This is a genomic window from Pseudolactococcus insecticola, assembly GCF_011170065.1.
GTDB lineage: Bacteria > Bacillota > Bacilli > Lactobacillales > Streptococcaceae > Pseudolactococcus > Pseudolactococcus insecticola.
Genome location: NZ_BLLH01000002.1, coordinates 230,850 through 245,041, shown reverse-complemented (window position 1 = coordinate 245,041; position 14,192 = coordinate 230,850). Strand labels below are relative to the sequence as shown.

At 36.1% G+C, this 14,192-nt stretch carries 14 protein-coding genes and 1 pseudogene; 9 read left to right on the top strand and 6 right to left on the bottom strand.

What is annotated here, in order from left to right; genetic code table 11:
* Positions 1–200 precede the first annotated feature (200 nt).
* From Hs20B_RS03445 to Hs20B_RS03435, 3 genes are all read left to right on the top strand, one after another.
* Entirely contained in the window at positions 201–974 is a 774-nt protein-coding gene (locus Hs20B_RS03445; RefSeq protein WP_172355634.1) for a hypothetical protein, read from the top strand.
* An 18-nt stretch (positions 975–992) separates the two neighbouring features.
* On the top strand, positions 993–1,442 hold the full coding sequence (locus tag Hs20B_RS03440; protein ID WP_172355632.1) for a hypothetical protein: 450 nt from the start codon (positions 993–995) through the stop codon (positions 1,440–1,442).
* 73 nt (positions 1,443–1,515) lie between these two features.
* A complete protein-coding gene (locus Hs20B_RS03435; protein ID WP_172355630.1) occupies positions 1,516–3,033 on the top strand; it encodes a protein kinase domain-containing protein in 1,518 nt (505 codons plus the stop codon).
* 60 nt (positions 3,034–3,093) lie between these two features.
* Here the strand turns inward: Hs20B_RS03435 and Hs20B_RS03430 are convergent, their stop codons facing one another.
* The 6 genes from Hs20B_RS03430 to Hs20B_RS03410 form a co-directional block, all read right to left on the bottom strand.
* Positions 3,094–4,446 (bottom strand): DNA cytosine methyltransferase, encoded by a 1,353-nt coding sequence (locus Hs20B_RS03430; protein ID WP_172355628.1) that lies wholly within the window; start codon positions 4,444–4,446, stop codon positions 3,094–3,096.
* Between the two features lie 108 nt (positions 4,447–4,554).
* On the bottom strand, positions 4,555–5,508 hold the full coding sequence (locus tag Hs20B_RS03425; RefSeq protein WP_172355626.1) for a HaeIII family restriction endonuclease: 954 nt from the start codon (positions 5,506–5,508) through the stop codon (positions 4,555–4,557).
* Positions 5,509–5,579: 71 nt separating this feature from the next.
* On the bottom strand, positions 5,580–5,789 hold the full coding sequence (locus Hs20B_RS03420) for a helix-turn-helix domain-containing protein (RefSeq protein WP_172355624.1): 210 nt from the start codon (positions 5,787–5,789) through the stop codon (positions 5,580–5,582).
* Positions 5,790–7,436 (bottom strand): DUF2326 domain-containing protein, encoded by a 1,647-nt coding sequence (locus Hs20B_RS03415; RefSeq protein WP_172355622.1) that lies wholly within the window; start codon positions 7,434–7,436, stop codon positions 5,790–5,792.
* Positions 7,420–7,584 carry an ABC-three component system middle component 7 gene (locus Hs20B_RS09840; RefSeq protein WP_308780216.1) on the bottom strand — a complete coding sequence of 55 codons (165 nt, stop codon included), beginning with the start codon at positions 7,582–7,584 and terminating at the stop codon, positions 7,420–7,422. Before Hs20B_RS09840 ends, Hs20B_RS03415 begins: the two co-directional genes overlap by 17 nt.
* A gap of 49 nt (positions 7,585–7,633) precedes the next feature.
* Positions 7,634–8,815: an ABC-three component system protein gene (locus Hs20B_RS03410; protein WP_172355620.1), complete on the bottom strand. Its 1,182-nt coding sequence runs from the start codon at positions 8,813–8,815 to the stop codon at positions 7,634–7,636.
* A gap of 433 nt (positions 8,816–9,248) precedes the next feature.
* On the opposite strand from Hs20B_RS03410, the gene Hs20B_RS03405 reads away from it, so the two are divergent.
* The 6 genes and pseudogenes from Hs20B_RS03405 (at position 9,249) to Hs20B_RS03380 (ending at position 14,014) form a co-directional block, all read left to right on the top strand.
* Positions 9,249–9,740, top strand: coding sequence for an RNA polymerase sigma factor (locus Hs20B_RS03405; RefSeq protein ID WP_172355618.1), 492 nt, complete (start codon positions 9,249–9,251; stop codon positions 9,738–9,740).
* Positions 9,741–9,814: 74 nt separating this feature from the next.
* Positions 9,815–10,012, top strand: coding sequence for a hypothetical protein (locus Hs20B_RS03400; RefSeq protein ID WP_172355616.1), 198 nt, complete (start codon positions 9,815–9,817; stop codon positions 10,010–10,012).
* Between the two features lie 3 nt (positions 10,013–10,015).
* Positions 10,016–10,336: an rRNA biogenesis protein rrp5 gene (locus tag Hs20B_RS03395; protein WP_172355614.1), complete on the top strand. Its 321-nt coding sequence runs from the start codon at positions 10,016–10,018 to the stop codon at positions 10,334–10,336.
* Positions 10,336–11,466: a DUF2800 domain-containing protein gene (locus Hs20B_RS03390; protein ID WP_172355612.1), complete on the top strand. Its 1,131-nt coding sequence runs from the start codon at positions 10,336–10,338 to the stop codon at positions 11,464–11,466. Before Hs20B_RS03395 ends, Hs20B_RS03390 begins: the two co-directional genes overlap by 1 nt.
* Positions 11,467–12,004: pseudogene (locus Hs20B_RS03385) on the top strand (DUF2815 family protein). It begins immediately after the preceding gene.
* 69 nt (positions 12,005–12,073) lie between these two features.
* Positions 12,074–14,014, top strand: a complete 1,941-nt coding sequence (locus Hs20B_RS03380) for a DNA polymerase (protein WP_172355610.1) — start codon at positions 12,074–12,076, stop codon at positions 14,012–14,014.
* Positions 14,015–14,192 lie beyond the last annotated feature (178 nt).

Sequence of the window (14,192 nt, the reverse complement as noted above, 5' to 3'; positions counted from 1 at the left end):
AGGGCGAGAGGCTGTTGAGTGAGTGGGTTGGATATAGATTTGAGAAATAGCATGAGAAAATTTGTAATTGTTCGATTAAGACGCGTTGAACGAGTTGCGGTACGTGGTATAATGGTAGTAGTAAAAATTTCAATTACTGGATTACTTTTATGAAATAAATAAACTAAAGCAAGGATAGAAAAATGAAGGCTATGTTCAAGGTGTTTAATGACGAATCAGAATGGGAAATATTTAACAATTTCATAAACGGCAACAGGCTTACGTTTGCAAAATCTCGCGCTGAAAAAAGCTTAATTGAAAAAATAACATCAGCTAGTTGGCAAAATAACACCGAATCCAGACCTGATTTTATCTCTGAAGATCTCATGATAGAAATGTTTGAAGTGGATGATATTGTGACGATAAAAAAGGGCAAGAAAAATCCGCAAAGGGAAGCTAATGCAAGAGCTTATCGTGAAGTCGAGAAGTTTATTTCTGAAGTTGGAGTTTTTAATGAGGATATAAGAATCGTAGCTACAGGTGACACTAGGTATGATCCGGAAACCGAGCAGGTCATTCCTGAAAAAACTGAAGAACACCATAACTATCAAGCTTATATCAATAATTTTAAACGTATTTGTCAAAAGCATTTGGATAGTTTGGAATCATATAGGGAAAATTATCCTCATAAAAAACTCGGTTTTTTAATCATAGATGATGCTACAATGTATCTTCCTAGTAAGAAAACACCGAGAACCACCCTTAAGGATGCAGTGTACAGTTTGCCCTATTACGATAAAAACTTTATGAGTCTATTCGTGCAATCTGATGTAGATTTTGTGATTTGGGCATTCAATAATAAATATCTTTATATTAATGGAGACCATGGGCAAAACTCATACCTTCCAGATATTGCTGTGATTTCCAAAGATAATTATTACACTAAGCATTCCAAATATATTGATTCGAAAAAAATGTGTTCGTTAGAAGAATAAAAATAGCGAGGGAAAAGTATGACTAAAAGTTTACGAGGTCAGTTTCGTGATTTGGAGCGGAATTTAACTAAAGAGATGAATAAAACTGTGAAAAGCGTTAATAGAAAAATGGCGAGGAATCCGATAAAACTACCTGTTGAATCCAAATTGGCAGAAGATGGGGTAACCGTTCAGCATATTGATAATAGTGTGCATATTTCTGGAGACGTTACTCATTCTCAGATAGGTGGCACTGGGCATTTTCAAATCAACGTTAATGAAAGTAACATCGAAGGAATACTGACCGAAATCAAAGAGTTTTCTAAGTCGTTAAATGAATACGAAAAAGAGACGTTAACTAATGTCCTTGAAGAGTTACAAGATAACGGGGAAGTATCTTCGAATATGGGTAAATCTTTTCTTGAAAGGCATCCACTAATTTCGATGGGGTGGGGGCAACAATTGAATGGGGCGCAACAGCTGGTCTAGATCGATTAGTGCCAATTATTCAAAATATTTTTTCATAGTTTATAAGTCTTGAGTTGTGGGCGGGGTGAAAGTGATGTTAGATGATAATGCAATGAAGGAAATATCAATAGCCTTTATTGGGGATTCAGAAGGTTGGTTTAGTTATAAAACTGGTCCTGAGTTGGTTACTTTTTTTAATCAACGGTTTGGGGCTAGGGATACATATGGTCAGTTTTTTCCAACGCGGTGGGTTTATGTTCATGATCATTTAGTTGGTCTGCTTAACTCAAATCAGATAGACAAATTTTTCAATATCATACTAAGCAAAGAATATGTTTTAAGCGAATTTAAAATTTCAGAGGCAGAAGCAGTTGCAAAGGTTAAAGATATATTTCAGAAATTCAACAATTTGTTACGACCATATAGTTTCATGCTCTCAAGTAAAAATAACAAATATCATTTAACTAGAATTGACGAGGACTTAAAATTTATTGGTTCTGGTGGATTTGCCAATGTATATCTTCAAAAATCTACTGGCTATATTATGAAAAAGTTGAAAGATGATTTTTTAGTTGACACTGGCATAAAAAGTAGATTTAAACGAGAATACAAAATTACCGAGTCACTTCAAGATGTTCCAATGATAATAAAAGTGATTGATTTCGACGAAGGTACATATAGCTATCGGATGGAAGAAGCTGAGACAACTTTAGAAAACTTTATTAGTGAAAATCAACTGGATATTAGTTCCAAAGTGACAATAATCTCTCAGATTATATATGTGTTAGCAGAAGTACACTCCCGAAATATTATGCATCGCGATTTGAGTCCTACAAATATATTTATTGTTGGTGGTATGATAAAAATAGCAGATTTTGGTTTGGGCAAAGATTTGAATATCTTTTCTTCGCACCAGACTGTAACAACGAGAGCGGTTGGTCAGTATTGGTACTGTGCTCCGGAACAATTTATGCTATTAAAAGATGGAGATAAACGTAGTGATGTCTATTCTCTAGGCCGTATCATTAATTTCATTATGACTGGTAATCCCCAAGATACAGCACATCAATTTAGAAGTGTTACCGAGAAGTCAACAAACGATAATTCAATTTATCGATATGCTGATGCAGGTGAGATGAAATCTCATATAGAACTAAACATAAAATTTCATGCAGATACAACCAGATTAGAATTGGCTCTGGGAAAAATCAAGGATGGAAAATTTGATGATGATATTGAAAGCTATATTTATGAATTACCTAAAGAAAAAATCTGCAATACTTTGATGAATAATAGAACTAAAGGATTCGTAGAAGCGCTATTAAAGTTTATGAATATAGATGATAAGCATGCGCAGCATGTAATACAGTCAATTGAGAGTGGTTATGTTGAATCAACCGAAGGCATATTTGCTGCATTTGATCCGTTTGCAAGTTTCGCCAAAGACATCTTAGGACAACAACCATCTTTTTCGTTTCCCGTAAATGAAATTGCAGCTAAAATTCTGAGATATATTGCGAAAGATGTAAATCGTTTTAGCGCTCAAAGAATGATTGAAACTCTTTTGGCTCAAGGGTTAGAACCGATGATTGAGGAAATACTGAAAAACTAGAAAAACTTAAAACACGATATTTCTAATTTAATATAGAAATATCGTGTTTTTTAAACGAGTTTAGTGTACTTTAGCATGTATTTCATTCAAAAAATCAGCAATTGGTTGTACAATAGCTCTTGCAAGAAGAACGGGGACAGCATTACCAATTTGTTTATAAATTTTATCTATTTGGGCATTTTCGGAAATAGTTTTTCCACTTTTGCCAACTGGAGAACCGCTACTAAATTCAAACCAGTCAGGAAATGTTTGAATTCTTTTAATTTCTTTGACTGAAAGTCGTCTGTTTTTACCATGGAAAACCCAATGATTGTGACCGATTTTTTCCATTGACTCACCGCCTGGATGCTGAGGTGCTTGTCGACCACTAGCTTGAATTGTAAAACTTTGTTCATCCCATTTTTTCTTGCGGTTACGACTCATATAAATTGTACTGTAAGAACCTTCAAAATAGGGACCGGGATTATCAGTTAAATCTCCAATTGCATCCCCTAATGTTACCCACGGTTTCATATCTTTAAAAATATTCATTTTAGACGGATCACCATGAGTTGGAGTAGGCAGATCATATTTAAAACCGTATTTTGCTTCGATTTTCTTTTTGTGAACACCTACTAGGAATACACGCTCACGAGATTGTGGGACACCATAATCTCGTGCATTAACTAGATGTGCGGTAACTGTATAGCCTGCACTTGCAAAGTCTTCGATGATTTGCTTTAGGACTTCACCTTTACCTAAGGTCATCATTCCTTTGACATTTTCAGCAATAAAAAATTCTGGTTGTGTTTGCATCAATGCACGGATGAAGTGGATATATAAAAAATTACGTTCGTCATCGATTAATCGAGGTCCAGCTTCACTAAATCCGGGACAAGGGAAACCGCCAATCATTAATGTATTGTTCGGAAAATGAGCAACTTTTCGTATATCTTTTTGGTGTTGTAAAATATCATTACTAAAATTCTTTTTATATGTTTTATTTGCTTCAACAAACATATCGTTAGTATAAGCTGTGTGAAAAATAGATTTTTTCCGATTAGCAAAAAATTTATCTTTATCAGAAAAGTATTCCATAGCCTTATCATAACCAACTACAGATACCAAACCAGCAAGTTCAGTTCCTAAGTCAAGACCACCCGCACCCGAGAATAAACTGACAACATTTATTTTATCTTTCGGTTGATTTTTATTACATTTGTCAACTATTTTTTTATCTTCTTCATCTTCAATGATCTTGGAGGTTTCCTCTTTTATTTTATCGAATAAGACAGAATGAATTTCATTGACCGACAAATTTAATGCTGGTTTGAATTTTCCACGAGAACGAACAGTTGAGTCTTTGATTTTAATCTCACTTACGCTTACAGCTTCTATATTGACAACTGCCCTAGCTGTTGCTTTTTCTGTCATATACTGTGTTACCTCCTATTTGTGATGAAAAACCATCTTCGTATTAGTAAATTTTACCATTATTTTTTGGAAAAGTGTAGAAAAATGTTTATTCGATGTCCAATACTATTAGTATGATTTTGATATTTTTTTAAGTGATGACGGTAGTTTTAGTGGTTGGGAATCAAATTTTAAACTTGTTTCAACTTTTGAAGCCGCTGAGTGCAAACGAAGCGAGACTTCCCAGTTATTATCCATTTTGATTAGCAAAGTATTCTCACTTTGTGTCCCATTAGCGTTATTTTTCCATCCTTTAAATAAAAATTGGGTTGGTAAAGAAACTACCGTTAATGAATTTCCGCCGTTATTTAAATCGCCGTGAAGATTGTAAGTATACACATCTACGGTTTTCTTTGATTCGTTCATTACAAATTTATAGAAATCATTTTTTCCAGCTAAATATTCCATAAATTTTGTTGCTAAATCTGAATGGGAACTATCCAAATCATTTAGTTCATTTAGAAATGCATTTAAAATTGGGATATAGACATCATTAATCTTATCCATACCATGTGTTGATAGATCTCTCCAATTGATACCTTCTATTCTATGGTTGTTTAATTCTGAAAATATTGGACGAACTTTATTCCAATAAGAAGTTGAGACTGGATAGCCTGCCCATGAGTTTCCAAAGTCAATTGTTCCTGAGAGCCGTTGATGTTTTAAAGCGGTATGATTGTGTTTGCAAGATATGCCAATTTCCCAGTCCAGTGTTGGTTTGGTTAAAACGACGTCACGGACATCTCCTGTAATCCCAGCATTATCATCGGCTAATTTTATTTCTAAAATTGATTTATCTGAAGTAAGCGTTGGTTCAAATTTAAACATTTCAGACACGGCGACACTCGCTGCGTTTTGATACTCTTTTTGTTCTACTTGTGATAATTTTGAAATAAAATTGTTTTGAGCTACTGAAAAAGCACTATTTTCGATGACTTTAGCTATTCCAGGTGCATATAAATTTTGCACAGCTATAGCTGTTGCATATTCGAAAGCCTTGCCTTTTTCTGATTGTGTTGCCATATAATGTTCTCCTTTATAAACGAGATATTGCCACTCGAAACGTGTGACTTCCATTGTATACTTTATATTTTTTATTGATTTACTGTTTCTAAAATATCTTCAATATCACAGTCAAGCGCATCGCATATTCTTAATAAAACATCCGTAGTGATGTTTTTTCCTTTTCCAAGTTTTGCAACCGATGCTGGGCTGATGTTTGCGTACTTGCAGAGCTCTGACTTTTTCCAACCTTTATCGATTAGCAGCTTCCATAGTTTGTTATAGCTGATTGTTCTAGCCAATTAATTTTCCTCGCTTTCTTCATTCCATGCTCTACCAAATAATTCCCCGCCACCAGGGTATAGGCGAAGGACTGTTGAAGTAGTAAGCATAGATTGTGTTGCAGTAGTGAACGATTCCTCTTTATCCAAAGCAATGAACACTTGTTTTTTTTGATTTGAATAAAATCGAATGATGCCTTCCAACGATTTATCTTGAATTTGCTTCAATAAGATTGAGTCATGAACCAAGATAGGCAATGGCGTTTCTTTAAGCATTGCCAAGTCGAAAACAACAAGACCTTTATATTCCGATCCCGTTCCACGGTCTTTAGGTGTGTAGAAATCATAATGATTAGCGGTATCAATTGTTAGATAAGGGGCAGTTTTTTTACTCAAGTTGATGTTATCATTGATTTGTCTCATCCTCATATCAATTTCTTGTTGAAGTGTGGCAAAAATTTCTTGAATTAGTGCATTGTAAGCATTTTTCAAGTCATTGTATGTTGCTTGCAGATCTTTCTTGGTGAGATAATTATTGTTAGAGTTCTGCAACAATGAAATTTCTTTACTAACTTCGGCGTACTTATCAAGAATAGCTTGAGATACGTTAGGAATATCGCTAATTTCCGAAATCTTTAATTCTAAATCAGAAATGTTTGTTGAAATTAAGTCAACCATTGACTGCAAGTTTTTTGAAGTTTCGTTAAATTCTTTCTTTAGCACAGAAGCGAGTTGTTTGTGGAACTGCTCGATTTCAGAAAGTTTACGAATGTTTGTTTCTGGGAAAAAATGTTGTAAACTTTCAAAATCTTTTTCAAATTGCTGATGTGAAGGATCTCGTTCTGCTTCAAAGTTTTTCTTTTGAGCCTGCAGTTTAATACGTTGTCTACGTGCATTTGAAAGCTGACGACGTAAATCAGCTAGTTGTCCCATTTGCATTGAACTGAGATCTTCTAAGCCTTTGGTGCTTTCATCGGATAATTCTCTCAAGGCCTCATTAAGTTTAATAATACGCTTTTCGTTTTCTTTGTAAGCCGATTCTGTGCTAACGGTAGCAATGTACTCATATTTTTGAGCTGAGTTGAATGCCTTCTTTTTGTTTTCAGCTTCCTTTAAAATTTCTTTTTGTTCCATGATATTATCATATTTGCTGAATAGCATCAGCAATGATTCAATCCCTTGCTTATCAGGAGAGTTCTTAGTAGCTTTGAGTGGCTTGCTTTGGTCATAGGTATCTCGTCCCCAAACTCGGATAAAGGGGCTCATAACTTGTCTAAATAATAGGTTTTGAGAATCAAAGCCATATGAATTTGCTAGGAATTTGCAATAATCCGCTTTGCTTATACTATCAACAACATTATAGTCGTTATCACAAATGTTGACGAATTGAGAATTATCTGTAGAACGAGAGAAAAAGTAAGCCTTTCCCGAAAACTCAAATTCAAAATTTATAGTATGATTTCCGACATTGTCAATAACATCAGTTGCCTCTTCAACGTAGTCAGAACCACCAAAGATAAAGTCTATAACTAAAAGAAATGTAGACTTTCCAATTGAGTTAGCACCGTCATTTGCTCCAATGATAGAGTTTAAGCCATTATTAAAGTATATTGGATCACGAATAACACCTTTCTCCACAAATTTATCGCAACTAAGTCTTATTAACATATTGAATCACCCCCTCATCTAATAATTTGATTGTTCCTAAAGCATAGAGGCAATCAAGTGTGTTTGAAAACTCGGCAACAGATGAAAATTTCTTGTTTAACTTTTTGTATAGAGTAGCTGGACTTTGACTCCCGTTCTCTAATTCCATGAGAATAATTGGAAGTTTAATCAAGATACTCTTTCTATATGAAATAACTTTATTTGGGAATTTCATTAAACACCTCACAACTCTGTATAAAGAAAGAAATGATAATCCTACAAGCTTCAATATGGCTTGCGGGATTTTTTGTTTTGTCTAGAATCCATTGAGCTAGTTTGTCAACAATTTCTTGTTGGTTCCAGTCCCCTGTGTTTAATCTTTTAAAAGCTTTTTTAATCTCGGATTGGATAATATCTAGGTCTTCAATTTCCTCGAACAAGGAGCCGATGTAGCGATAGTAGGTCAATACATTAACCTGAATTGAATTTTTCAATAAACCATTTTCTGGTAGGATCTTTTGGTCGATTTTTAAAGCGTTCATACTCAATTGTTCAAGATTACCAACCGATTGGAGATTAGCAAGTGACTCTATTATATCTTTGATTTCATCTTCTAAATCAAGTTCTGCCAATACCTGTTGCAATGCATAGTTCGTAGAGTAGTGTTTTTTAAGTGCCGCTAGCTCTAAATATTCGCCCAACTCGGGAGCCGCCAAATACGATTCTGCATGATTTTTACAAAGTGCCAGCTTGTTGTCAAAAGAATCTAGTTTCACTGTTGGTGATAAAAAACTGTTGAACTCAGTGGCTGTACTTTCATCTAAATTACTCGGAAAAATTTCGACAATTCCGTATTGACGAGTAGTGACATTTTTAACTTTCTTAGTGAGCTTCTTGTGACAGATAGGACATTCATTACCAACTTCGTCAAGTAGTGGAAAATCGTCAGTTACGGGTTTTGATTCTGCTAACTTATTAGTGCGGTTAAGTGCATACAAGAAAGTCAAGGCTAAAAATTTCCCAATTTCATTATTATTCAGAAGATTGGAGAATTCTGTGTATTTACGTGCTGGTACGGTTGCATCTACATTAAGACAGTTCAATATTGTCTCGAAAGCATCATCTTTAGTATGTGGATTTAGAATGGGGACAACTTTGGATTCAAAACATTTTATTATATCAGCGATAACCTCTGTTCTGGCTGAAGCCATTTTTAATGCATCTTCAACATCATTTTTTCTTTTGACTAGATTAGAAACTTTTTTATCGTCAATAGTCACATTCACTTCTTCTCGATCTCCTAAAAAGCCCAATATCAAAATACCAAGTGGACCTTGACGATACTGGATTACATTCGATAAGAGGATTTGTATGTACGAAGAAATATTGAATTCAAGCAAAAACAACGCTCCTTTCTACTACTAGAAAAAATAGTGCAAAAACACTGCAAAATGAAGGCAAAGATTTTTGAAGTATATCTAGATACAATTAACTTGTGATTTAATTTCAAGATTTGTTGCTCAGAAAAATTACTAACAAATATATTATATCACGATTTCTAAGAAGAATATATCGGTTTTTGCATTAATTTTAATGCAATTGCAGATTATTTTTCAAAATAATTTAACGTTCATATTATGGTGCGCACCGAAGCGAACGGAAGAATCAAAAAGAAAGTACGAGAAATAGCAGTATTCTGCTTATTTCAAAACTTTGATGATTTTCCGCTTTTTCAGTGTGCTATTTTTATGTACTGATTTCGGTTGCCTCAATACTTTACTTTCAATAGATTTCCTCCGTTCTTGATTGAACAAGAAAACGGAGGGATTTCTAATGAGAAAATTCAAAACAGGTAAGCAAAACCGCATTAATTACATTTACTATCCGGTAAAGGGAGCTCGGGTGCAACTTACACCGAGTGAAGTTAGCGATGATACATTCATTGAAATTCTTCATCACTTTGATGATGAAGAGCTCAATGCAGAGCGTAGGATTAAAGAATATCGGCATGAAACAAGTTTGAACGAGATAGTTTACAACGAAGATGGAAATGAATCCGAAGTTGGCGATTTTATTTCAGATACTTTGTATAATCCATTAGGTTACTTGTTACAAAAGATTGAAGATGAGGAACATCAAGAGACTCTCGAAAAGTTAAGGAACTCAATTTCTGAACTGACACCATTGCAACAAGAAACAATTCAAATGAAATTTTTTGAGAATATGACAAATGTCAGAATTGCAGCTATCCAAGGTAAATCAGAAACTGCTGTCCGCAAATGTTTAAAAGGTGCATTTCAATCACTTAAAAAGAAATTATCATAATGGGGTTCGAATCCCTACAATTTTCCGCTTATAGATATAGAAGTGATAGTCACTTCGGAAAGGAGGTCGAATGTATGGGTTTAAAACACAAGGTTCAAATCAACGTTACCGACAATAAAGGTAACAAACAGGCAGTACTCAAAGGTGGAAGTCGGTCAATTCCAAAGAAATTGTTGAACTTTATCTTGGGTGAGAGTGTGGAACTTTTGGTTCTCACACCAGGTCAGTCAGTCGAATCTGTTGAGATTCACGAAATCAAGGAAGGAAAATAGTAGATGAGTCAAACAAAATTGTTACTTGAGGTGGTTCAGGATATTCAAACTTTGGCAGACAGCTTGCAAGTGCTGTGTGATGCTTTGTTGGCAAATGAGTCAAAAGTTGAAGTTGAAACACCAGTCGCTAAATCGAAAATGAAAGCTAAAACAAAAGAGTCCAAATTGTCACTTGAAGATGTGCGTGCTGTTCTTGCCAGTAAAAGTCAAGCAGGGAAAACGGCTGAAGTGCGTGAATTGATTGAGAAATATGGTGCGAACAAGCTGAGTGATGTAAATGCAAAACACTATGCAGACTTGCTCAAAGATGCGGAGGCGTTGTAATGAAATACGCCCTATTATCAGCATCATCAAGTTCTCGGTGGATTCATTGTCCACCATCCGCAAGGCTTGGAGAAAATTTTGAGAATAAGACCAGCGAGTATGCTAAGCAAGGGACAGATGCCCATAGTCTTTGTGAGTTCAAACTGCAACAGCTTTTAGGTATCAAGGCACGAGCACCAACGCTTGAGTACTATGACGAAGAAATGGCAGATTGTGCGGAAAGCTATGCGACTTATGTCATGGAAGAAATGGCCAAGGCGAAAGAAACTTGTTCTGATCCAGTTGTCATTATTGAACAGAAACTTGATTTTTCAAGATTCGTGCCAGAGGGATTTGGGACTGGTGACTGTTTGATTATTGCGGACGGTACACTTTCGGTTATTGACATGAAGTATGGGCTAGGTGTTTTGGTTGACGCAACTGAGAATCCTCAGATGATGTGCTATGCACTTGGGGCATTGGAACTTTTTGATGGCATCTATGACATCAACGAAGTGAAAATGACAATTTTTCAGCCACGGCGAGAGAATATCAGTACCTACACATTACCAAAAGATAAGCTCATCAAATGGGCGAATGAACTCTTAACACCTGCTTCAGAGCTTGCTTTTAAGGGTGAGGGTGAGTTTAACTGTGGCAAATGGTGCAAGTTCTGTCCTGCGAAAAATGTCTGTCGTAAACGTGCTGACTATAATTTGGAACTTGCAAGACTGGAATTCAAGAAAGCTGAAACGCTATCCAATGCCGAAATCGAAGAAGTATTGGCAAAGGTGGATGACTTGGTTTCATGGGCAACAGATGTGAAAGAATATGCCTTGAAACAAGCACTTTCAGGTAAGGAGTGGACGAATTACAAACTGGTAGAAGGTCGCTCAAATCGGAAGTATGTCAATGATGAAGAGGTTGCAACTGCAGTAGTTACTGCAGGTTTCGACCCTTATGAGAAGAAATTGCTAGGTATCACTGCAATGACTAAATCATTGGGTAAAAAGAAATTTGAAGAAATCCTCGGCGGTTTGGTTGAAAAGCCACGAGGTAAATTAACGCTTGTGCCAACTGCAGATAAACGACAAGCGGTAGTTATCGCAAATGTAAAAGACGAATTCAATGAAATTATGGAGGAAAAATAAATGGCAAATGTAATCAAAACAAAAGTAGTCACAGGTAAAGACACACGTCTTAGTTATTTCCATGGCTGGGAGCCAGTATCAATTAATGGTGGACCAGAGAAGTACAGCGTATCTGTATTGATTCCAAAAGATGATAAGAAAACAATTGATGCAATTGAAAAGGCAGTAGATGCAGCAATCGAAGAAGGACTTGCGAAGTTTGGTGGGAAGAAACCCAATAAGGGAACAATCAAACTTCCACTTCGTGATGGTGATATTGAACGAGATGATGAAGCATACAAAGGGCATTATTTCGTCAATGCCAACAGCACCACACCACCTCAGATTGTGGACCAGTCTGTTAATCCAATTTTAGACCGCAGTAAAGTCTATAGTGGGTGTTATGGTCGCGTGTCGCTGGTTTAACTCAAACGGTAATAAAGGAGTTGCCTGTGGGCTTGGAAATATCCAGTTTATTCGAGACGGTGAGCCACTTGGAGGTAAAACAAGTGCAACTGATGATTTTACGACACTCGAAGATGATGAGTTTCTAGCCTAATAACACATTAGAAATAAGGCGATGGAGTGTGAGTGCTCTGTCGCTTTATTTTTAGAAAGGATGGATTTTATGAAAATTTTATCAGTGGATATCGAGAGCTTCAGCAGTGTTAATCTTCAAAAATCTGGAGTATATAAGTACTGCGAAAGTGAGGATTTCGAGATTCTCTTATTTGCCTATTCAGTAGATAACGCACCAGTTCAAGTCGTTGATTTGGCAAATGGTGAAGAATTACCACCAGAGATTTTGTCGGCATTGACTGATGATTCTGTTCAAAAGTGTGCTTTTAATGCATCCTTTGAGCGTATCTGCTTATCTCGCTTTTTAGGATTGCCGAAAGGACAATACTTAAATCCTAAATCATGGAGATGCACAATGATTTGGGCGGCAACACTCGGTTTACCCCTATCACTTGCAGGTGTTGGTGCAGTGCTTGGCTTAGACAAACAAAAACTGGCAGAGGGCAAAAATCTTATTCGTTATTTTTGTGTACCCTGCACTCCAACCAAGACAAATGGTGGACGAATACGAAACTTGCCAATACATGATTTAAAGAAGTGGGAATTGTTCAAATCTTACAACGTGCGAGATGTAGAAGTCGAGATGGCAATACAAAAGAAACTATCAAGATTTCCCGTATCAGAGGAGATATGGGCAGAGTATCAACTCAGTGAAGAAATCAACGATATAGGAATTGGTCTTGATATGAAGTTTGTGGCATCAGCAATCAAAGTAGATGAAATTTCCAAATTATCAATTCTATCAAAATTGACAGAGTTGACGGGCTTAGAAAATCCAAACAGTGTTTTACAAATGCGGAAATGGTTGTTAGAACAGGGTTTGGAGACAGATAGTCTCGGAAAGAAACAAGTGGAAGTGTTAGTAAATTCTAACTCAGGGCTGTTAAAACAGGTACTTTTACTGCGTCAGAAACTGGCTAAATCATCTGTCAAAAAGTATCAAGCGATGGAGAATTATACTTGCTCAGATAATCGTGCTCATGGCCTCTTTCAATTTTATGGTGCTAATCGGACAGGAAGATTTGCAGGTAGAGGGATACAATTACAAAATCTTCCTCAAAATCATATGTTAGATTTATCAGAGGCACGTTTATTAGTTCGTGAAGGAAATTATGATGCTTTGACTTTGCTTTATGATTCAACACCAGAAGTCTTGTCAGAACTTATCCGCACAGCTTTTGTGCCACAAGATGGTAAGAAGTTCATTGTATCAGATTTTTCTGCGATTGAAGCACGCGTGATTGCTTGGTTGGCAGGAGAAAACTGGCGGCTTGAGGTGTTCAAAAATGGTGGCGATATTTATTGTGCATCAGCTAGTCAGATGTTTCATGTACCTGTTGAGAAGAATGGCGAAAATGCTCATCTAAGACAAAAAGGAAAAATTGCAGAACTTGCCCTTGGTTATGGTGGCTCAGTAGGTGCTTTAACCGCAATGGGAGCATTGGATATGGGATTAGCTGAAGATGAACTCCAGCCACTCGTAACAACATGGCGAAACGCTAATCCCCATATCGTTAAACTATGGTGGGAGGTTGATAAAGCTATCAAAAACTGTATCAAACAACGAACAGCCACAAATTCACACGGTATCAAATTCACTTATAAAAGTGGCATGCTTTTCATCACATTGCTATCTGGTAGAAAATTCGCTTATGTTAAACCACGAATTGGTGAGAACAGATTTGGTGGTGAGTCGGTGACGTATGAGGGTGTCGGTGTAACTAAGAAATGGGAACGTTTAGAAAGTTATGGTCCGAAGTTTGTTGAAAATATTGTGCAAGCCATGGCGAGAGATATTCTTTGTTTTGCGATGAAAAATTTGAGCCAATATCGAATTGTTGGTCATGTGCATGATGAATTAATTATTGAAGTTGATGAAGATGAATCTGTGAGTAATATCTGCGAGCAAATGAGTGCCACGCCGCCATGGGCAAAAGGTTTATTGCTCAATGCGGATGGCTATGAATGTGAGTTTTACAAAAAAGAATAATTTCTTAGGAGAAGGTTGAAAAATCTTCTTCTTTTTTTTGAAAAAATTACGGCTGAGCGCAAGTTTCTGATGATTTTTATTGCCTAACACAGAAAGTTGGAAAAAAATGAATGAATTTCTATTTTAGGGGTTCGAATTGCTCTAATTCTTCGTTTATAGATAAGAGGTAATGACACCT

Excerpts from the sequence above, each read along its gene's own strand:
- Hs20B_RS03440 (WP_172355632.1), top strand. The coding sequence starts at position 993 with ATGACTAAAAGTTTACGAGGTCAGTTTCGTGATTTGGAGCGGAATTTA.
- Hs20B_RS03435 (WP_172355630.1), top strand. The coding sequence starts at position 1,516 with ATGTTAGATGATAATGCAATGAAGGAAATATCAATAGCCTTTATTGGG.
- Hs20B_RS03430 (WP_172355628.1), bottom strand. The coding sequence starts at position 4,446 with ATGACAGAAAAAGCAACAGCTAGGGCAGTTGTCAATATAGAAGCTGTA.
- Hs20B_RS03425 (WP_172355626.1), bottom strand. The coding sequence starts at position 5,508 with ATGGCAACACAATCAGAAAAAGGCAAGGCTTTCGAATATGCAACAGCT.
- Hs20B_RS03415 (WP_172355622.1), bottom strand. The coding sequence starts at position 7,436 with ATGTTAATAAGACTTAGTTGCGATAAATTTGTGGAGAAAGGTGTTATT.
- Hs20B_RS09840 (WP_308780216.1), bottom strand. The coding sequence starts at position 7,584 with ATGGAATTAGAGAACGGGAGTCAAAGTCCAGCTACTCTATACAAAAAG.
- Hs20B_RS03405 (WP_172355618.1), top strand. The coding sequence starts at position 9,249 with ATGAGAAAATTCAAAACAGGTAAGCAAAACCGCATTAATTACATTTAC.
- Hs20B_RS03400 (WP_172355616.1), top strand. The coding sequence starts at position 9,815 with ATGGGTTTAAAACACAAGGTTCAAATCAACGTTACCGACAATAAAGGT.
- Hs20B_RS03395 (WP_172355614.1), top strand. The coding sequence starts at position 10,016 with ATGAGTCAAACAAAATTGTTACTTGAGGTGGTTCAGGATATTCAAACT.
- Hs20B_RS03390 (WP_172355612.1), top strand. The coding sequence starts at position 10,336 with ATGAAATACGCCCTATTATCAGCATCATCAAGTTCTCGGTGGATTCAT.
- Hs20B_RS03380 (WP_172355610.1), top strand. The coding sequence starts at position 12,074 with ATGAAAATTTTATCAGTGGATATCGAGAGCTTCAGCAGTGTTAATCTT.